This is a genomic window from Clostridium saccharoperbutylacetonicum N1-4(HMT) (genome assembly GCF_000340885.1).
Lineage (GTDB): Bacteria > Bacillota > Clostridia > Clostridiales > Clostridiaceae > Clostridium > Clostridium saccharoperbutylacetonicum.
On sequence record NC_020291.1, the window covers coordinates 437,979 to 461,011 of the forward strand.

The 23,033-nt window shown below is 27.8% G+C and carries 9 protein-coding genes; 8 read left to right on the plus strand and 1 reads right to left on the minus strand.

The annotated features are described in order from the left end of the window. Positions 1-9: 9 nt before the first annotated feature. Complete coding sequence (locus CSPA_RS01875) at positions 10-1,371, minus strand: efflux RND transporter periplasmic adaptor subunit (RefSeq protein ID WP_015390524.1); 1,362 nt, start codon at positions 1,369-1,371, stop codon at positions 10-12. 483 nt (positions 1,372-1,854) lie between these two features. Between CSPA_RS01875 and CSPA_RS01880 the strand changes: the two genes are divergently transcribed. The 8 genes from CSPA_RS01880 to CSPA_RS01915 all read left to right on the plus strand — a co-directional run bounded on the left by CSPA_RS01880 (position 1,855) and on the right by CSPA_RS01915 (position 23,019). Next, positions 1,855-3,675, plus strand: a complete 1,821-nt coding sequence (locus CSPA_RS01880; protein ID WP_015390525.1) for a class I SAM-dependent methyltransferase — start codon at positions 1,855-1,857, stop codon at positions 3,673-3,675. Positions 3,676-3,823: 148 nt separating this feature from the next. Continuing rightward, entirely contained in the window at positions 3,824-5,059 is a 1,236-nt protein-coding gene (ccrA, locus tag CSPA_RS01885; RefSeq protein ID WP_015390526.1) for a crotonyl-CoA carboxylase/reductase, read from the plus strand. 39 nt (positions 5,060-5,098) lie between these two features. After that, the gene (locus CSPA_RS01890; protein ID WP_017810860.1) at positions 5,099-5,869 is read left to right on the plus strand and encodes a thioesterase II family protein; all 771 of its coding nucleotides are present in this window, start codon (positions 5,099-5,101) and stop codon (positions 5,867-5,869) included. A 14-nt stretch (positions 5,870-5,883) separates the two neighbouring features. After that, the gene (locus CSPA_RS01895) at positions 5,884-9,669 is read left to right on the plus strand and encodes a non-ribosomal peptide synthetase (protein WP_015390528.1); all 3,786 of its coding nucleotides are present in this window, start codon (positions 5,884-5,886) and stop codon (positions 9,667-9,669) included. Between the two features lie 76 nt (positions 9,670-9,745). Next, positions 9,746-15,823 (plus strand): thioester reductase domain-containing protein, encoded by a 6,078-nt coding sequence (locus CSPA_RS01900; RefSeq protein WP_015390529.1) that lies wholly within the window; start codon positions 9,746-9,748, stop codon positions 15,821-15,823. Between the two features lie 5 nt (positions 15,824-15,828). Further along, positions 15,829-16,122: an acyl carrier protein gene (locus CSPA_RS01905; RefSeq protein WP_015390530.1), complete on the plus strand. Its 294-nt coding sequence runs from the start codon at positions 15,829-15,831 to the stop codon at positions 16,120-16,122. Then, positions 16,123-19,116: a type I polyketide synthase gene (locus tag CSPA_RS01910; RefSeq protein WP_015390531.1), complete on the plus strand. Its 2,994-nt coding sequence runs from the start codon at positions 16,123-16,125 to the stop codon at positions 19,114-19,116. A 75-nt stretch (positions 19,117-19,191) separates the two neighbouring features. Further along, the gene (locus CSPA_RS01915; RefSeq protein ID WP_015390532.1) at positions 19,192-23,019 is read left to right on the plus strand and encodes an SDR family NAD(P)-dependent oxidoreductase; all 3,828 of its coding nucleotides are present in this window, start codon (positions 19,192-19,194) and stop codon (positions 23,017-23,019) included. The last annotated feature ends 14 nt before the right edge of the window (positions 23,020-23,033 follow it).

Below are 23,033 nucleotides of genomic sequence, written 5' to 3' on the forward strand. Positions count from 1 at the left end.
TACTCCTTATTATTTGATTTTTATTTTACTACCAGATTTATAGTCAAGTGGCTTAGTTAAAATTATAAGATTGTCTGTAATTTCTTCTCCGCTGATTTCTGCATAAAGATCATTTTGACTACCTACAGTTACTGGAATTTGTCTAATTGTATAATCATTAGAATTAGTATTTTTTTCAGCTATATAAAGGCAATTATTATCATCAGAATTTTTAAAAATACTTTCACAAGGAACAGTATAAACATCTGGAGCTTCATCTAAAATAATATTTATATTTGCATTCATTCCTAATTTAAATGCATCTACTGGATTATCTGTATCTATAGTTACTTTATATTTAGATTCTTTATTATTAGAATCATCATCTAACTTGAGTTGATTATCGTCTTTCTCAGAGACTTGATTGATTTTAGACACTTTACCATAAAACAATTGATTTCCTGTAGAGTCGGTTCTAATTTTAGCAACTTGTCCAATTTGAATTTTTGAAATGTCTGCTTCATTTACAGAAGCAACTACCTTTAAAACATCAGTGTTTTCTATTTTAAATAAATTACTTAGACTTGTATTGCCAGCAACTGCATTTACCTGCGTTATAACACCAGTAATTGGAGCTAGTATATTACATTCATTAAGTTGTTTCTTCTTTTCATCAAGGTCTATTTGGTCAGACTTATCATTGCATTTACTAAGAGCACTGTTATAATCAGTTTCAGCGTTTTTTAAGTTGTAACTAGCTTCTTGTCTAAGATTATCTAATTTAGTAAGTGCAGCATTATAAGTAATTTGAGCATGTTCAAAATCAGTTTTATATGCTCTTAAATCCTGATCAGATATCCCATTTTGATCATGTAAGGTATTGTAAGCTTCAAATGATTTTTTTTTGTCTTCTAAGTTAAGTTTAGCAGTTTCAATATCAGCTTTAGCTTGTACAATATCAGAATTATTATCCTCAACACTTAACTTTGAAGCATGATCATATGCGTCTTTAGCTTTAGATAATGTAGATTTGTTTATTTCATTATTTGTATTAATTTTTTCTTCTAGTTTATTTATAGAATTCATTAAGTCAGTAGAATCTATAGTTGCAAGTATATCTCCTTGCATAACATAATCGCCTCGTTTTACATTTACATTTTTAATAGTGCTATTAACTGTTGAATACACATCAATAGATTTTTCACTTTCAATAGAACCTTTAACATCTAGGCTGTTTATATTATTGCTTTTTTGCAACAGTAGATAAGAATCAGTCGGGATAGTTTGAGGCATAGATGAAATGAAATATATTATTGTAGCTACAACTACAATGGTAAACAAAATCAATATTAAAAAATATTTTTTTTTAATGATTTCTATTGGTTTAAACACAGAAAGACCTCCTATTTTTCGTAAAAATATAATAATTTTACAATATTGCTTAACAATTACATGATAGTTTAACTTTTAAATGATGTCAATAATCAATATTAATTAATTAATTGAAAATCAAATTATAAATAAATGTTATAGTTGTTAAAATTTATATGACAATAAAGGAGTAACTATTCAGCTGCTTCAAATATAATATATTACATTGTTAGTATGACAAATATATTTTGATTTGAAATTAATTATAAAGTTGCATGAATATATATTTAATTACTAAAAAATACAATATTTACTTAGATTTGAAGTGGTGATATAATGAAATGGTTAACAAAATGGAAAAAAATATAAAAACAAGTATAAAATTCAATGAATTCATATAAAAGTATTTTGATGAAATGAGGTGTATAAGTGGAAATACGTATAAAATTTGTAATATTTATAAAGAACTTTTGGTAAATGAATATTTAGATTGGAGTGATAAGTATGATATGTAAAGATAGAATTATAATATTTAATGGTTTAAGTCAAAATAGATATGAATTAACAAAATATCTTAATTTAAAGAAGAACAAAAAAATTATTTTAGTTGAATGTAAATCCGAAAAATATGACGAAGAATTTTCAATTAATGTATATAGTAGTGAAAGTAAAGAGGAAAATTTACAAATTGAAAATGCAATTATGGAAAAATGTCAGATAAAACTTAGGAAAGACTATGATGGTTTATATCATATGATGGATAGAGTATGTTTAAGTTGTGCATCAGTTATTTTTAAAAATAAAGCTTTTTCATCAACTAAAGAAAAATACAATATTAACGAATTAATGATGAAGCTAAATATAAAAGAGCAATTCACACCATTTTTTATGAAGTTTTTAAATATTCTACAAGAAAATGGATATTTAAATTATGATAATGACGAAATAACAGTTTTAAAATCCATAGAAGATATACCAGAAGCAAAAATAATTCTAGATAATTTTACAGAGGAACAAAAGAAATTTGCTCCATATGTGGAATTATTAATTTACTGTGCCTCAAAGTATGAAAGAGTTTTTTCGGGTGAAATTCCAGCTAATGAGGTTATATATCCAACTGGTGAATTTAATATGCTTGATGATGTTGATAGCAAGATGCCGCTTTCAACTAAAAGATATATATATGGTGATGTGTTGGCGGATATAATAAATAATTTCGTCAGTAAAAAGAAGAAGAAAGTAAGAATACTTGAAATTGGAGCTGGTACTGCTGAACTTACAACAAAAATTCTTTCTCGTATTAAGGACGTTGATAATATAGAATACTGCTTTACTGATATTGGACAATCATTTGTAGCAAAGGCAAAAATTAATGCAGAAGTAAATGGATATAAATTCATGAATTTTAAAAAACTCGATATATCAGCAGATATAGAACAACAAGGATTCAATGAGAATAGTTTTGATATTATCATCAGCTATGATGTTTTACAGGCCACTAACTCTATTGAGAAGTCATTAAAAAATATTAAAAAAATGTTAGTTCCAGGAGGAATATGTGCACAAGTTCAAAGTTATGATGATCATGATATTGATAATTTGATATATGGTTTGTCTCCTGGATGGTGGAATTTTACAATAGATCCTATAAGAGGAAAGAGGATAACTATGCATCCTCAAGAATGGCAAAAAATACTTGAAAATGTTGGATTCAACAATGTACAAGTTTTACCAGAGGAAATTGAACTATCAGATGCAGGTGTTTTCTTGTCATTCAAGCCATATGAAAAAAATATAGATAATAATAAAATTCTATATAATCAATTAAAAAATAACTTATTAAAAAAATTACAGTCTGTAAATGAAGAATGTTCCATAGAATTTATTAATTCATTTGATAAAGAAGATATTGATGCTTATATGTCTAAGTTAAGCTTATCTGAAAATGATGAGGTACTATACAAAGATAATCCCCAAAATATAAGAGAAAACGAATATATTGATGTGACTAATGACTTGGAATCAAAGCTTTTTGAAATTTTAAAGACAATATTTGGAGTTGAAGATATAGCTATAAACGATGAATTACAAAAACTAGGATTGGATTCATTATCAGGATTGCTTTTGATATCTAAATTAAGACAAGAGTTTAAGGTGGAATTAAATATGAAAGACTTTTATAGTTTTGAGACTGTTTTTGATATTGCTGAATATATAAAATCTGTAGATATTAAGGATATAGATTTGCAAGACGTAGAAATTGAAAGTAAAGAAGAGAATAAAATTGGAAGTAATGATATTAGCGAATTAATGGATCTTCTATAGTATTTAAGCTGTAATAATTACAGAGATTAAAAAAGAGTAGTAATACTAAAATATACGGATATAAGAATGTAATTATAAGAATGAATATAATTTAGTCTAATTATTATAAGAGATTATTTATTAGAAAATGTAAGGAGTATGGTTAAGAATGAAGAAAGAAATTTATGAAGTTGGAGAGATACCACCATTAGGATATGTACCATCAAAGATGTATGCATGGACATTAAGAAGTGATAGGCTAGGGGAACCTATCAATGCATACAAGAGGGAGATTGTAGATGTTCCTAATCCAAAATCAAATGAGTTAATTATTTTTAATATGGCTTCTGGTATTAATTATAATGGTGTATGGGCTGCCATAGGGAAACCAAAGGATATAATAAATACTCATCATCAGTTTGAAGACCCACAAGACTTCTTGATTTGTGGTAGTGAATCAAGTGGAATTGTTTATGCGGTTGGAGATGAAGTTAAGGACTTTAATGTTGGAGATGAAGTAATCTGCATAGGAGTTCAATATGATAAAAATTGTAAAGTTTACAAAAAAGCTAATGATCCTCGTACAAGTCCATCATTTAGAATATGGGGGTATGAAGGAAATTGGGGAGCTTTTGCACAATTTTCTAAAGTATTAGATGTGCAATGTACCAAGAAACCAAAAGCATTGAGCTGGGAAAAAGCAGCTTCGATTACGTCTACAGGTGCAACAGCATACAATATGCTCAATCATTGGAAGGGCAACGAAATTCAAAAGGAGGATGTAGTACTTGTTTGGGGAGGAGCCGGTGGACTCGGAAGCATGGCAATACAAATTGTGAAAGCATTAGGAGGAATTCCAATAGCGGTTGTTTCGACTGAGGAAAGAGGTAAATATTGCATCGGTCTAGGTGCAAAAGGATATATTAATAGAACAAAATATGAACATTGGGGAATTCTTGGAGAAGAATTAGGTGAAAATCAAGTTTTATATAAAAAATGGTTAAAGAGTGTATTAAAATTTAGGCGAGAAATATGGAATATTGTAGGTGAAAGAAAAAATCCACAAATAGTAATAGAGCACCCAGGAGCGGATACTTTACCTACATCAATATTTGTATGTGATAACAAAGGGATGGTTGTACTTTGTGGTGCAACAACAGGATATATAGGTTCGCTTGATTTAAGATATCTTTGGCTTAATCTTAAAAGACTGCAAGGTTCTCATGCAGCTACAATTGAGGATGTTGAAAGTTTACTAGATTTAATTATGGATGGATGTGTGAATATACCTAAAATCAATACGTATCAGTTTGAAGATATTCCTAAAATACATCAGGATATATATACTAATTCAGCAGCTGATGGAAATATGGTAGTTGTTATTGGAGCAAAAAACTTCAAGTAGAATTTAGAAATCTGACAAGCTTATATGATGATTTTTTATATGAAGAAGGGAAAGAAAATTAATATGGAAAATAATTGGATAAAAGTCAGCTCTAAGAGAGTGGATTCAAAATATAAGTTGATATGTATTCCTTATGCAGGTTCAGGTTCAAATATATTTTATAAATGGCAGAAAGTTATTGGAAAAGATGTAGAAATCTTGCCTGTACAATTACCAGGAAGAGAAAAAAGAATTACTGAAGAGTGCATGACAGATTGTGAAAAGGTAGTCGAAGGTATAGCAGGACAATTAATTAATTTAATTGATGGCCATGAATTTGCAATATTTGGACATAGTATGGGAGGCATAATAGCATATGAGTTATGTAGACAGCTTCAGAAGAAATACAATATTTCTCCTAAAATATGTTTTATATCTGCATCTCATATTGATGCAGACAATGAAAAAATATATTTAAGTAAATTAGATAATGAAGCGTTTGTCCAAAAGTTAAGACAGTATGGAGGCATTAACGATGAAATTTTAAAATATCCTGAATTTTTTGATGTTTTCGTAAAAATATTGAAGAATGATTTTAGATTAATAGAGAATTATACTATTCCAGAAGATGACAAGGTTATTCATGTACCTATACGAAATTATATTGGAACAGATGATAATTTAATGAAAATGGAAAAGATGAATGACTGGAGAGAATATACTGATTTAGGGTATACATATCGCATATTTAATGGAAATCATTTTTTTATTTCAGATGAGGCAAATATGAAAGAAATATGTAGTGATATTTGCAAATATTTATCAAAATAGGAGGTACAATGCAAATGAAATCAAAACAGTTGGTTGCAATCGAAAATCTAGATAAATATTGGGATGAATATCTATATTCATATGAACATCATGAATATATTGATTTATATCAGGATGGTAATGTTTCAGATAATGATTCACAAAGATGTATCATAGAATTTAATAATAATATTTATAAGAAGATTAAGGAATTTGCAAAAATTAGAAAAATTGAATTTTCTGTATTATTCAATGCTATGTGGGGATTTATGCTTGAACGTTATAACAATAAAAAAGATGTTGTATTTGGAAATCTAATATCAATAAAATCTCCCAATAGAGAATTAAATATTAATGTTATTATACCAGTTCGTGTAGATTGTACAGAAAATATAAGGATATTAGATTGTATAGATAAAATTCAGAAGTCAGCAGACTCACATATAAATAACTTACCTTCATTAGCTAATGATAATAATTTATATATATTGAAGAGAAAATTTATTGATCATATCATTGCTTTTGAATCTGATATAAATGAAACAAATAATAATATTTCGTTAGAATATAACTTATTTTTAACAGTAATATGTGGTGAATCACTAAATTTAGATTTTAGATATATCAAAACAAAATATAGCGAGAAATCAATAAAAAATATGGTTTGCCATCTAGAAAGAATAGCTGAGCAGATAATAAAAAATCCGGAAGCAAGTACTAATACAATTGAATTACTTACTCAAGAAGAAAAACATAAGATTTTATCAGAATATAATTCACAATATAATGCATCATTCAAAAGTATTGTAACGTTATTTAAAGAAAATGTAAAAAAGTATCCAGATAACATTGCAGTAACGATTGGAGAAAGATCGATTACTTATATGGAGTTGGATAGTTATTCTGATGAATTTGCAGCATTTCTTATTAAAAAGGGAGTAACTAAGGAAAGTATAGTAGCAATTTTTGCAGAACGTAAGATTGAGACTATAGTAGGAATTGTGGGAATTCTAAAATCTGGAGGTGCATATCTTCCAATTGATATCGATTATCCTCAAGAAAGAATTGAATATATTATAGAAAATGCAAAAGTTAAATGTATTGTTGGTGGAACTACATTAAGCAAAGTTCCAAATAACATAGTGAAAGTAGATTTATTTAGTAAAGATTCATATGTTGAAAATGATTATTCAATTGAATATAAAGCATCACCCAACTCACTAGCATATGTAATGTATACTTCTGGGACTACTGGAACCCCTAAGGGTGTCATGGTAGAACATAAAAGTGTTATCAGACTGGTTAAGGATACAAATTATGTTGAATTTAAAGAAGATGATGTAGTTCTTCAAACTGGATCTATTGTGTTTGATGCATCAACTTTTGAAATATGGGGAGCTTTACTTAATGGAAGTACACTTTGTTTAGTTAATAAAATGGATATGTTGGATACATCAAAGTTGAAATCTGTTATTGAGTATAAAAAAATTACTATAATGTTTTTAACACCATCTTTGTTTAAACTATTAGTGGAGGATGATATTTCATTATTTAAAAATGTGCGTGAACTTGTTGTAGGTGGAGATAAAATGCCATGCAAGCAAGCAACTCAAATTATTAATAAATACAAAGCACTAAAACTTGTAAATGGATATGGTCCTACAGAAAATACTACCTTCTCAACATGTTTTTTAGTAGACAAACCATATGAAAATAGCATTCCAATTGGTAAACCAATTACAAATTCAACTGCATATATAATTGATTGTTTTGGTAACTTACAATTTATGGGGCTTTCTGGGGAATTATATGTAGGTGGTGTTGGAGTTGCTAGAGGATATATAAATAATACGGAGCTTACTAATGAAAAGTTTGTAGTATTGCCATTTATATCAAAAGATTATCTTTATAAAACAGGAGATATTGTAAAAATGATGCAGGATGGCAATATTATGTTTTTAGGTAGAAGGGATAATCAAGTTAAAATTAGAGGATTTAGAATAGAATTAAATGAGATAGAAAATAGGCTTTTATCATATGAACAGATAAATGACGCAGTAGTTAAAATTTGCAGCAATAATAACTCAGATGAATATATTTGTGCTTATGTTACCGGTAATAATATAGATTGTAATAAAGTCAAAGAATATCTTAGAAAGTTCTTACCAGAATATATGATTCCTAATTATATAATAACATTAAGCAACCTTCCACTTACAATAAATGGAAAAGTGGACAAGGATGCGTTAGAACTACCAGTGAATTTTTGTGAAAATGCAACTAATGAACCTATAAATGATTTAGAAAGATCAATGTGTGATATATGGAAAAAAATATTACAACATAATGCAATAAATGTTGATGATGATTTTTTTGAAATGGGAGGAGATTCTTTAAAAGTAATGGCGTTTATATCAGAAGCCCAAAAAAGAGGTCTTAAATTATCTTTTACGGATATTTATAAATACACTTCTATACGAGAATTAGTATCAAATAAAAAAGTGCAAATTATTGGAATACCAAAGGTAAAGGACAAAGATAATCTTAGATTATCTTTTGCACAGGAAGGAATCTGGTTTAATAGTAAAATTGAGCCTATATATAATGTTGTTCTTAGTGTATCAATAAATAAGAAGCCACTTGATATTGCTATATTAAAGAAAGCCATAGAGATTGTAATAAAAAACAATCAAGAATTAAGAACAATTATTATTGAAAAAGATTATGTTCCTTATCAAAAAGTATATGATGAGGTTATTTCAGATATTACCTATGAAAAACATTTAGATAAAACTGAGCAGGAATTGAGAAAGTTCTTTGAACATCAAGAAACATATAGAGAATATAAATTAGATGAAGCACCTTTATTTCATTTTAGAATAGGTGAAAGTGGTGATGGTTCTATAATACTCACAATCGGAACACATCATGTTTTAGCAGATGCATATGCAATTAATATAATTTTGGAAGAGATAGATAAAAGATATAGTGAGCTGCTAAATGGAAATGAGATTATAGCAGATGAAAATAAGACTACATGTGCAGATTATGCAATGTGGCAGAGAGAAGAATTTGAGAAAAAGGGATACTATAGTGACGTTGAATATTGGGAGAAAAAACTTCAGGGTAATATGAATATAATTGAATTCCCTAAAAAAGAAAATAGTAAATATGGAGATTATGAGGGGAATGGTATGAGGATTTCTATTCCTTCAAAAAATATAAAAGCATTTTCTGAGTTGTGTAAAACTATTAATATTTCCATGTATGCTGGATATGCTGCATTATTCTATATATTTTTAAATTATATATATGATATTGATGATATTGCAATAGGTACTGCAACTGTAGGAAGGGATAGAAGTGAAATACAAGACTCTCTAGGAAATTTTGCTTTTGCTTCACTAATAAGAACAGAAGTTTCTAAAAATGATAGTTTTATTGAATTAGCAAAAAAAACTAAGAAAACAATAAACGAATTATATGAACATCAAGCACTACCTTTTGAGATGATTTTAAAAGAGACAACAGTTGATCGAAAATATCACAAATTACCATATAGAATTTTGATCGAGTATATAAAAAATGAGAGATTATCGACCAATCTAGGTTTTACTGTTGCCGACTATTCAAATGAAATTACACCAGCTGATTTTACTTTCTTTATTCAATCTGAACCAGATGAAGAATATTTAACTTTCTATTATAAGAGAAATCTTTTTGATGACGAAGAGATAGAAGATTTTGTATATCTTATGAAAGATATTTTTGAAGAGGTTGTAAATAAACCTACAGCAGCTTTAAAAGAGTATGATTTATAAGATTCAGAGAAAATTAGCTTTTAGAAAAATAGCATTTATATAATTAATTTTAAATGGGCGAAAGGAGTGTTTAGTGATGAAAGAGATTTTAGCTATTAAATTTAAAGGTGAAGTATTTACAAGAAGTCAATTTGCTAGACAGGTAGGAAAATTTCAAAGTTTAATAGGAAATAATATAAAGGATAAGATTGTTGCAGTAAAAATTGAAAATCCTATTCATTTTATTGAAGCATGTAGTGCAATAGCTGGTTTAAAAGGAACAATTTTCCCAATTGATAATTTAAAGATGTTGGATTCTGATACAGATCTTTTGTTATCTGATGATGAAAATGACAAAAAGCATTTTAATAATGTTATTATTGCAGATTTAGATTCAGTCTCAGACTTTAAAGTACCTGAAGATATTGAATATATTGGAAATGTTAAATTGTCGGATTTTTCGACTTCTTCACTTATACGTAAAGAGATGTTAAATAATTGGGTTGAATTCAACAAAAACATAATGAAAACAGATTGTAGTGAAACAATTTTCATGTATAGAAATAAAAAGGATTTATTTAAATATATTTGGACATTGCCATTATGTATGGATGGTAACCTAACAATTGCTGGTATTAATGAAGAGATAGATTTTAAGGAATATACAAATATTATAATGCCGATCGAAGGCATTGATATAATCAAAAAAAGTAATAATTGTACTAATAAAAGCTTAATTACTTATGGCGATGAAACAGTTGAATTCAAAAAAATAAAAGATATAATTACCGATTATGAGATAAAATGGAACAATTATTACGGGTTTCCAAATGTAACTTGGCTATCCGCAGCTAAGGAATTTATAATTAATGGAAAGAGCGGATTATATAATGAAATAAAACCTATAAAAAATATAAAGTTAGGTATTGTAAATGAATCGGGTCAGATTCAGCCAGAAAATGCAATTGGGTTTATAGCAGAAAAAATAAGTGGTGAAACTAGATTAACACAATATATGGGATGTAAATTGTCAAATGGATCAATCGTAGCAATTAGCTATAAGGATGGAATAATATATAAAAATGGTACTTACTTGAATTTAAAAGAGGTAGAAGAACAACTATGTAAATTAGATTGTATAAAGGATTTTTACGTAGAAGGTACAAATGTTTATTATTCCACAGATATAGCATTATCAGGATTTAAATTAGATAGTTTACTTAAAGAAGTGCTTCCAGAAGAATATTTCCCATTAAATTATATAGAAGTACCATTTATTGCAAGAGATTTACAAGGAAAAGTTAATGTTTCAAAATTAGAGAAGATGAATGATATCTCATACAATAAGCTTAATGAGATTAGTTCTGAAATATACGATTTAGGGATAGATAGCGCAATAACAGTTGATTTTAATAATGATGAAAAATTTATTGATATGCAGCCATTAAATAATATGGCTGAAATAAGCCCGAGTAAAGAAATTTCTGAAGGAAAAATTTCGTATATAAAAAATGGAGACTTAGATTATAGTAAACAAAAATTTGTTAGTATTACTGAATTAATCCAAGAAAGAGCAAAAGGAAATCAAAAAATTATTTATATTGAACATGAAGGAAGGGTTCAGCAGACATATAACCAGCTTTATTTAGAGGCAGGGCGAGTAGCAAATGGACTTAAAGAAAATGGTGTGAAGGCAAATGATAAAGTAATTTTACAGCTTCCTAATAATAAAGATTATCTAGAAACTTTTTGGGCGTGTATACTTATTGGTGCTATTCCAGCACCATTAGCGGTGTTAGACGACTATGGGACAAAGAATTTAAACACTGACAAAATTTTAAATATATGCAAGCTATTAGAAAATCCCTTTATTATTACTTCGTCTGAATTAGTGGAGCCTATAAACAATATTAAGGAAAGTTTAGTTGATAATAAGATAAAGGTATTAAATTTTTCAACTATTAAATGTGGAGGAAATTTTGAAAATCCTCATGTATGGGATATAGAGAAACCTTGCCTTATCATGTTTACATCAGGAAGCACTGGAATACCAAAGGGAGTTATGCTAAACCAAAGAAATATTTTTGCAAGGACTTTATGTGAAATAGAAATGTATAACTTTGATGAAAATGAAATTGATTTAAATTGGATGACATTAACTCACGCGGCAGGGCTAATTTGGACACATATAAGAGATATGTACTTAAATATGCTGCAGATTCAAGTGAAATCAGAGGTTATATTAAATGAACCACTTATGTGGATTGATTTGCTTAATGAATATAAAGCAACTATTACTTGGGCACCTAATTTTGCTTATTCTCTTATAAGTAATGAACTTTCAGATGAGAAATATTATGATTGGGATTTATCAAAATTAAAGTATATTTTTGCTACTGCTGAGGCGAATGTAAGCAGAAATCTAAGGAACTTCATAATTAAATTAAAGAAATACAAGCTTTCTGAGGATGCAATTAAACCTTCGTTTGGTATGACGGAAACTTCATCGGTAATGATATATTATAATAATTTTTCGTTAAATAATACAAGTGATGAGGATAAATTTGTTCCAATAGGTACTCCAGCTGTAGGGCATGAATTCAGAGTGACTGATGATGAAGGAAATGTTTTGCCAGAAGGTGTTGTGGGGAACATTGAAGGAAAAGGCCAAACTATAACTAGTGGGTACTATGACAATGAAGCAGCAAATAAAGAATCCTTTACTTTAGATGGATATTTTAAAACGGGAGATTTAGGTTATATAAAAGATAACAATATAATTCTTACAGGACGTGCAAAAGAAGTAATAATAATAAATGGTTTAAATTATTATGTTCAAGATATTGAGTCGGTAGTAGAGGATTTAGAAGAAGTAAATCCATCATTTACTGTAGCCACATCAATAAAAAATAAACAGAATGAAGAAGAAGTATTGGTGATTTTTACTCCTAGAAATGAAGAAAGCTTGGACGATATACCATCATTAAAAAAATTAGTTAATAAAATAAAACGTGAAATAAGAGAAAAGTGTATGATTTATCCAACATATGTTATACCTGATATGCGTAGTAAATCAATAAGAACGGAGCTTGGAAAAAAACAAAGAAGTAAATATAAAAAAGCTTTCGAAAATGGTGAGTACGATGATATCATTCAAAAAATGGGTGGAACAAATTTAAAGCAAAAATATGTGATGGAAGAATTTTGGCAAAGAGTTAATATTGCTGCAAGTATTAAAACAAGGATAAAGGATAAAATTACTGTAATTTCGGAAGATAAAGAATATGTTGATAAATTATTTGTTGATAGTAATTTAAAATATGAAACATTAAATGAAAATGAAATTTCAAAAATAAAAAGCAATTACTGCATTGATTTGACTATTATTGAAAATAAATCTACTAATATAATAGAATTTTCTAAAAAAATATTACAACATTTTGCTGAAATATCAAAATTAAAACAAAAAATGAAGATTATTTTACCAACAACAAATGCTTTTGTATTAGAAAATGATAAAATATTTAACATTCAAAATGGAATATTAAGAGGTTTTATAAAAAGCTTTAACTTAGAAAATAGTGAGAAGTCATGTAAGATAGTTGATTTTGATATTTTTGATTTTGACCTATGTATTAATGAGCTTTTATCATCTAATAAAGATACAGAAGTAGTCTATAGAAATAAAAAACGTTATAAATCATTTCTTGAAAGCATACCTGAACTTAAAGATAATGAGGACATTATAAAGGATAAAAGTGTAATACTTTTACTTGGAGGATTAGGTGGAATAGGAAGAAATGTATGTAAATATTTATTAGAAAAATATGATGCAAAACTAATTATATTTGGTTCAAGTAAGCTTGTAGGAGAAAAGAAAGAAGTTTTTGACAATTTAAGAAGTATTTCTAAAAATATTATTTATCAAGATGTTGATATAAATGATAATACTCAAATGAGCACTGTTCTTTCTAGGTGTGAAAAAGAATTTGGTGAAAAAACAACTGTGTTTATTAATCTTGCAGGAAAAATTTCTGCTGATAAAAATAAAAAGTCTCATTGGGAGGACATTAGTAATCACATTATTGAAAATGAAACTATGTTTAGCATGGAGGAAGTTATTAAGTCAAAAGTTAATAGCACATTAGCAATTGAAAAGTTAAGAGAAGAGAGAAAAAATTCAATATTAATTATGTTTAGTTCTATCAATGGATATTTTGGCGGAGTTTCTTTATCTGCATACTCAGCCGCAAATAGTTTTCAGGATAGTTACTGCAGGTACTTAAATAATAATGAAAAAGCTACTTTTTGTATAAATTGGAGTACCTGGGTAGACGTTGGTATAAGTGAATCAATACCAGAAGGTATTCAAAAGGCATCGTCTAAAAGTGGTTTTTATGCAAATACAGTTGAAGAAAATATAGAATGCTTTAGATATATATTAGATCATAATATAAAAAATGGATTCATTGGAGTTGATAGGAACTTCAGGAAATATAGACATTTTATAAAAGATAAATACAGAAGAGATATAACTGTTTTTTATACTGGGGATAAATTAAATGAAATTAAGAGGATAGTTAGAGATAGAGTAAACGACATAGATGCTATACAATATCAAAATATTGAAAGTATACCTAGGAATTCTGACAATAGACAGGATATAGACTTTAATCTTTTAGCACGACTTTCTATAAATTCAGCCAAAAGATATGATGAGGAAAATCTATCAGATAATCATAAGAAAATGATTAAAATATGGAAAGAAACATTAAAAGTACAATCAGTGGGTATTAATGATGATTTTTATGATATTGGTGGAAATTCAATTTTAGTGTCAAAATTACTATTTAAAATAGCTAATACATTTAATGTAAATGTTTCATTTCAGGACATATTAAATGCAACAACTATAGAAAAGCTTACAAATTTAATAGAAAACATTAAAGATAAGTCTGTTACTGAAATAGCTAGAAATACTGATGAATTTAAAGAAATATTAAGGAATGAGGTGAAGTTAGATTTTTCAGTAAAAAGTTATCTTGAAAAAATCTCTGTTACTAATGAGGATAGAAATATATTAGTTAGTGGCTCAACAGGTTTTTTTGGAGGATATTTATTGAAATACTTACTTTTAAATACAGACTATCATATCTATTTACTTGTAAGAGCACAAGATAGAAACGAGGCAAAATTAAAAGTTATGGAACATTTGAAAAGGTATGAATTACAAAATTACTTTGTTTCTGATAGAGTTACCATCATTAAAGGTGATATTTCAAAGGAAAATTTAGGTATGAGCAACGACGAATATAGTGATCTTTGTAAAAATATAGATGTAATTCTTCATTCAGCAGCGGAAGTAAATTTTGTTTCTCCGTTTGATAAGGTTAAAGTTACTAATATTGATGGAACAAGAAGAATTATTAAGTTTGCTTGTGAGGAAAAGGTTAAATTGTTACATTATATTTCTTCATATTCAGTTTATGATTGTTTAGAAAATAGGAGGAATTTTACTGCAAATGAGAGAACTGAACTTACATTTGATTATAAGCATGAATTGAATGCATATACATTATCAAAATGTGTAGCAGACAGCATTGTTCGCCTTGCAAATGAAGAAGGGCTTCCATGTAAAATTTACCGTATAGGAACAATAACAGGAGATTTAGAAAAAGGAAGATGCCAGGTTAGAGATTTCTTCTGGACATTAATAAATGCTAGCTTAAAATTAAAAAAAATGCCCATAATGAGTAATATTGTATTTCATCTTGTTCCAGTGGATATATTAGCTGATATTGTTATTAAACTTTCAAAAAGACCATATGATTTCAATGAAAATATATATAATCTAGAATTTGAAATGCTATATTTAAGTAAAGTTTTTGAATGGCTTAAAAATATAGAGCCAAGCATGGAAATAGCTGCTTATGAAGAGTGGCGGAAAGATCTTATTGTTTATGCAGAAGAGCATAATGATGACTTATTATTATCAATTCTTCCGATTTTTCCTAATGCGGAAGTAATTGAAGAGGTACATCCAGTTGATGTCGATTCTAGTTTTACACAAAATATTTTGAATTCTATGAATTTAAATAGAATGGGTATTAATTATGATAATTTTAAGAAGACATATGAATACTTAAAAGAAATAAATTTTTTTAGAGAGGATTGATTTTTATGGAAATTAAAGAAAAACTTTTGACGCTTTTTAAAGAAATACTTGGAATGGATGATATATCAGAGACTAGTAATATCTTTGATATGGGCGGTTCATCATTAACAATATATAAAATTTCAGAACAAGCTAAAGAGAGGTATGGATTAAAAGTAAATCCAATAGATATTATGACTTATCCAACTCTTGAAAAACTATGTTTATTTCTTGAAGAAGGAACAAAGCAAAAGTCTGATGATGATAATATAACAGCTAGGAAAAACTTAAGAAATAGGAGAAGGAGAGAAGGGGTATAAATGTGTGCAGATGCAGAAAATAATTTAGATGTCGCAATAATAGGAATGTCAGCTAGGCTGCCTAAGGCCAGCAATGTAGAAGAATTTTGGCAAAATATTTTACAAGGAAAAGATTGTATAACAAGAGATAAAAGTAAGGATAAGTTAAATTATGTTGGAGCATATGGGAAATTAGATAATATTGAATGTTTTGATGCGGATTTCTTTGATTTTAATAAAAGAGAAGCAATGAATTTAGATCCTCAACAAAGATTCATGTTTGAAGGAATATATGAAGCTTTGGAGGATGCTGGATATAATAGCGACAAATATGATGGTAAGGTTGGACTGTATTCAACATATGATGAACAATTGTATATATGGAATTATTTAATGAGACAAAAAGGTGATTGGTATTTAAATTATCACTTAGCAGAAATAAATCTTGGTGGTACATTTAGCACACGTATAGCCTATAAGTTTAATTTTCAAGGTCCTTGTACAATGTCAAAATATGCCTGCGCATCGTCACTTGCAGCAATACACCAGGCGTATCAAGGACTTCTAAATTATGAATGTGATATGGCGGTAGCTGGCGGGGTTTGCATTGAACCTCAGCAAGATGGCTGCGTAAGTCTTGATACAACTATATCTAGAAGTGGTTATACCAAAGCTTTTGATGAAGAGGCAGATGGTTTAGTTAAGGCATCTGGTATGGGAGTTATAATTTTAAAAAGACTTGAAGACGCTGTAAAGGATCATGATAACATCATTGCAATCTTAAAAGGCACTAATGTAAATAATGATGGTAATAGAAAAGTTGGTTTTTCAGCACCAAGTGTTCAAGGACAGGAGGAAGTGATTAGTGATGCATTAGCAATTGCTGATATTGAATCTTCAGAAGTGGGATATTTTGAAACACATGGCACAGGTACAGTATTAGGAGATTCTGTTGAGCTAAGAGCATTAAAAAATGTTTTCCAAGAAAATAATGAAGACGAAAAAGTATATATAGGATCAGTAAAGAGCAATATAGGGCATACAAGTACAGCTTCAGGTGTGATTAATGTTATCAAAGCCAGTTTAATGCTTAAAGAAAAGATGATGCCACCAAGTATTAATTTTAAGAAACCTAATAGTGAGCTTTTAGAAGAAGGATGCCCAGTAGTAGTCAATGACAGGTTGAGAAAGTGGGAAAGTAATAAGACAAGAATAGCAGGAACAAGTTCATTCGGAATGGGAGGAGCAAATGCAATTGCTATATTAAGTGAATATGAACAAGAGCCACATGAAAATACATTAAAAAAAGAATTATTTGTAGTTAGTGGAAAAACGGAAGATGCATTAAAAAATAATTGTCTAAAACTTGCTGAATATCTAGAAAAAAAGGATGTTAATTTAGAAGACATGGCATACACATTGCAGGTAGGGAGAGGCAATTTAGAAAAGAAATATTATGCCGTTTCTGATAATAAAAATGATCTTATTGAAAAACTTAAGATGATAGATAAAAAGGGACCTACTTCAAATGGTGAAAAAGCCAAGAAAAAAATAGCATTTGCTTTTTCAGGATCTGGTAGTCATAAGTATTCAATAGGAAAAGAATTATATGAAAGTAATAATATCTTTAAAAGAGAAATGGATAAATGTTTTGATATAATCAAAACTATTTCGGGTCAAGATTTAAAGGAATATTACAAAAATTATGATTTTGAGAAAGATGATCTTTCAGATGAGCACGTAACTGGTATGTTAATTACTTTTATTGTAGGATATTCGCTTGCAAAATTATGGAATGAGATAGGTGTTAAACCAGATATTATAATAGGTCATAGTTTAGGTGAATATATAGGTGCTTGTATTGCAGGAATATTTACACTTGAGACTGCAATTAAAATAATTATTAAAAGAACAGAACTTTTTGGCACATTACCTGAAGGAAGAATGCTTGCTGTTGCAGCACCAAAAGAAAAAATTGAAGAATTATTAACTGAAGGAGTTACTATTGGAGCAGAAAATGGTTCAAAAAGATTTCTTGTTACAGGACTTATTAGCGATATAGAAAATTTTGAAAATGTGTTGAAGGAAAATAAATTGAGTTATTCGAAATTACCTGTAGTTAGAGCTGGACATTGCTCAGTAGTAAATAAAATTTCAGATGACTTTAGACAAGTTCTAAAAGAAGTTAAATTTGAAAAAAGCAGAATTTCTATAGTATCTACGCTTACAGGTAATATCTTAAAGAATAATGAGATGTCAACAATTGATTATTGGATAGATCAGATGTGTTCACCTGTTAAGTTTTACGACGCTATTGAAGAAACTGCTTTGCAAAATGACATTATATTTATTGAAATTGGTTCATCAAATCAACTTACAGAGCTTATAAGAAAAATAATATTATCTAATAAATCTATATCTGCAATATCTTCATTAAAGGAATTAAAAGCCGAAGACTCAAGAGAAGGCTTCTTAAATGCTGTTGGAAAGCTATATTCTAAAAATATAGAAATAGATTGGGATAAGTTATATAATAAAAAACCCTATAGAATTTCTTTACCAACATATCAATTTGATAGAAAAGTTTTCTGGAGATATAAACCATATTTTGTTGGAGAGAAAAATGAAGTTTTAAGCAGTGATACAGAAGAAGTATCTATTATTAATGAAGAAAAGGAAAGCGTAGAGAAAAGTTTAAAATGCGATAACATAACTGAAAAAGTATTAAAAGATATTTTTAAAGATATTTTCGGAGTTGATGAAATTAGTATTTATGATGATATATATGAATTTGGTTTTGATTCTCTTTCAGTAGCTCTTGTTACTTCAAAAATAGAAACAGCATTAGGTAAGAAAATATCAATGAAAGAAATCTATTCTATTACAACTATTTCTGAGTTAATAGAAATAATTGATAATAAGGAAGCTGAATACAATACTTTTGAAAATGAGGAAGTAAAAGAAGAAAAAGATACAATAAAAAATATTAATGATATCTTTGATGAAATTGAATAAGAATTAATGTGTAAAAAATTAGATGATAAGTAGTATAAAAAAAGGAAAGTTTATGCACATAAGGAGTATTATGATATGGATATATATGAGGAATTAAATAAATTTGATTTTATAAAAGAGTATGAAATAATAGGAAAAACAGTGATATTTTCTGCTGATAAGGAAGTATTATATAAAAATATAGCTAAATATGGAGAAGATTATGACTTTATTCAGGTTCCATATATTCCAAGAGATAAAAAAGGTATATTAGATAAAACAAGTATTGAAAAATTTGGATTTATTTCATCTAAGACATACTTTGAACTTGAAAAGAATTTACTTGAATCGGACATTAAAAATGATATTAAAATTAATTATAAGAATACCGATAAGGGTATAACTCTAGAATATAATGAATCTGCAAGAACTAAAAGCAATGAAATTGAAATAAGTAATAGTAATAAATTGGCTATATCGACCTCAGAACCATTAATTAATAATAGAAAATATAAAAATCTTACTGAATTATTTAAAGTAAGATCACAAAGTAAACAGAAAACTATTTATATTGAAAAAGATGGACAGGAAGAGCAAACTTATGAAGAACTTTATAAAGAAGCATCTTATCTTGCAACAAGCTTAAGAGAAAAAGGATTAAAAAAAGGTGATAAGTTAATATTTCAACTTCCGGATAATAAAAATTTTATTAAATGTTTTTGGGCATGTATGCTTTTGGGAGTTATTCCTGCACCGACAGGTGTCTTAGATGATTATAGTGTGGAAAATGTCAATACTAAAAAATTATACAATATATGGAAACATATTGAAAAGCCTTTTATTATAACTACTGATAAGTTAAAAGATGATGTACTTAAACTTGGAGAAATTTTCTCAGATAATATAAATGTTATAGCAATAGATGATACTGAAGCTTCAGAAGCATTTGAGAATTATTATGATTGGGATATTAATGAAACAAGCTTAATTCTCTTTACTTCAGGAAGTACAGGAATGCCAAAAGGAGTTACATTAAGCCAAAAGAATATTTTTGGAAGGACTCTTGGGGAAATTCAAATGTATAATCTTAATGAAAATGAAGTAGATTTTAATTGGATGACATTAACTCATGCGGCAGGTCTTATATGGTCGCACATAAGAGATGTATATCTTAATATTCTACAAATTCAAGTAAATTCGGAAGTTATATTAAACAAGCCTTTGATGTGGATTGATTTAATGAGTAAATACAAAGTTTCCATCACATGGGCACCAAATTTTGCTTATACTCTAGTAAATAATTATATTCAAGATGATAAAGATTATGATTGGAATTTATCACGATTAAATTATGTATTTTCTGGTGGAGAAGCAAATGTTAGTAAAAATTTAAGAAGTTTCTTGAAAAAGTTAGAAAAATATTCGTTACCTAAAAATGCATTAAAATTAACTTTTGGAATGACTGAAACATCTTCCTGCATTACATATTATAATGATTTTTCATATTATAATAACAGCGATGATGATAAGTTTTTACCAGTTGGAGCACCTATGCCAGGAGCTGAAATACGTATTGTTGATGAAGATGGAAATGTGGCTAAAGAAGGTGAAATTGGACATGTTCAAGGAAAAGGAGAGTCATTTACGTCTCAATACTATAAAAATGAAAAAGCTAATAATGAATCATTCACAGATGATGGTTATTTAATCACAGGTGATATAGGATATATAAAAGATAATAATCTAGTATTAACAGCTAGAGAAAAAGATATAATTATCATCAATGGTTTGAATTATTTTGTACAGGATCTTGAAGCAGCAGTAGATGATATGGATGAAGTAAATGCATCATTTTCGGTAGCAACTTCGGTGAAATTAAAAGATGATGATAATGAAATGATTTTAGTATTCTTTTCACCTAAGGATGAAGAATTATTGAAAGATGAAGCAAATATTGAAGAATTAAAAGAGCTTGTTTTAAAAGTTAAGAATCAAATTAGAGAAAAATGCTTATTAAATCCTAAATATGTAATACCTCTTTTAAGCGAAGAATTGCAGACAACGGAAATTGGTAAAAAGCAAAGAAATAACTATAAATCTGCTTTTTTAGATGGTAAGTTTAATGAAATCATAAATAAGATTGAGGATGAAAATTTAAATTATATTTTAACCAAAGAATGGGTCAGAAAAGAAATTCAATATAAACAATTAAGTAATATATGTGTAATTAATAATGATAAAAATATAGATGAATTATTTGAAAAAAATAACGTTTCATTCAAGTCTATAGATAATATAGCAGATGCTCAGGAAAATGATATACTTTTAGATTTCTTTTTCTATGATGAAAATGATCTGGAAATCTCGTCGCAAAATCTTAGTTATGTTTTAGATAAAGCTAGTACACATATAAAAGATATTATGAAAATATCAAAAAAATTAACAATAATATTTCCAACAAAACAATCTATTAATTTTGAATCAGATATGACCTTTAGAATTAATAATGGTTTTATTAATGGATTATTGAAAACAGTATGCTTAGAAAATCCTTTTTTACGATGTAGAATTGTTGATTTTGATAAATTGAATATTTCTCTTTTAGTAAATGAATTGAATCTTTCCATAAAAGATGAAGTTGCAGTATACCGTGATTCAAAAAGATATATTCCATGTTTAAAAACAGCAAACAAGGGCAATTGTAATGAAGCAATAATACAATATGATAGTTTAGTTCTAGTAGTTGGTGGCCTTGGAGGAATAGGTATTCATGTATCTAAGTATTTAATAAACAAGTATAATTCAAAGCTTTTGATTATTGGTAGCTCTGATTTAGAAAAAAATATTGATAGATACAATAAATTGATCAATATTTCTGAAGATGTGATTTACTGTAAAGCAGATGTTACAAATTATCAAGAAATTTTGGACTCTGTAAATAAGGCTGAACATCAATTTGAAATTAAGCTTTCTACAATAGTTAATCTTTCTGGAAAAATGTCATCAGATAACAGTGAAGTGTTTTTTGATAATTTATCTGACCACACTTTAGAAAATGAAGAATTTAAGAATATGTTAGATTCGTCATCAGTTAAGCTTCTGGGAACATATAACCTTGAAAAAATTAGAAAATCAAAAGAAGATGCTTCAATGATTGTATTTTGTTCTCTTACAGGTAATTTTGGAGGAATATCAATGGGGGCATATTCATTAGCTAATACACTGCAGGAAAATTATTGTCAAAGCCTTATAAATTTAGGGGAAAGAGTATTTTGTATAAATTGGAGTATGTGGAGTAAGACTGGTTTAAATAAATATAGCAATTCAAGTTCAGCTGTTTTTGGTGGTTTTAATGAATTAGATATAGATCAGGGAATTGGTTATCTAAATTTTATAATTGAAAACAATATAAAGTCATCATATGTTGGTATAAATAGAGATTGTTTAAAGATGAGATACCAAGTTCACGATTTTTATGATATGAGTCTGATAATTAATCTCGATGATAAAAATAAAGTTCAGAAGGTAAAGGGCATTATTAAAGAAAATTATAGCAATCTTACATCAAGACTTGTATGTAAAATTGATAAATCTAGATTTAACTCAGATGCTAATATTAGTGAATTACAAAATAAATTAATGATGATATGGAAGGATAATCTCAAAGTTGAAGAGATCCATATTAATGATAATATATTTGATTTAGGTGGAAATTCATTGACTATTTTTAAGATTGTAGAAATTATTAGTTATGAATTCAATATGAATATAAAACCAATTGATATTATGATATATCCTAATATTTATCAACTATCAACTTATTTATATTCTAAAAATAAAAACAATGGCAACTTAGAAGTTAAGAAAAAAGATAGTGGGAATATAAGAAAAAGAAAAGAAATGTTAAAAAATCGCAGGCGTTAGGGAGGATAATATAA

Coding starts and splice junctions, on each gene's coding strand:
- CSPA_RS01890 (WP_017810860.1), top strand. CDS start 5,099: ATGAAGAAGGGAAAGAAAATTAATATGGAAAATAATTGGATAAAAGTC.
- CSPA_RS01895 (WP_015390528.1), top strand. CDS start 5,884: ATGAAATCAAAACAGTTGGTTGCAATCGAAAATCTAGATAAATATTGG.
- CSPA_RS01905 (WP_015390530.1), top strand. CDS start 15,829: ATGGAAATTAAAGAAAAACTTTTGACGCTTTTTAAAGAAATACTTGGA.
- CSPA_RS01880 (WP_015390525.1), top strand. CDS start 1,855: ATGATATGTAAAGATAGAATTATAATATTTAATGGTTTAAGTCAAAAT.
- CSPA_RS01900 (WP_015390529.1), top strand. CDS start 9,746: ATGAAAGAGATTTTAGCTATTAAATTTAAAGGTGAAGTATTTACAAGA.
- ccrA (WP_015390526.1), top strand. CDS start 3,824: ATGAAGAAAGAAATTTATGAAGTTGGAGAGATACCACCATTAGGATAT.
- CSPA_RS01910 (WP_015390531.1), top strand. CDS start 16,123: ATGTGTGCAGATGCAGAAAATAATTTAGATGTCGCAATAATAGGAATG.
- CSPA_RS01915 (WP_015390532.1), top strand. CDS start 19,192: ATGGATATATATGAGGAATTAAATAAATTTGATTTTATAAAAGAGTAT.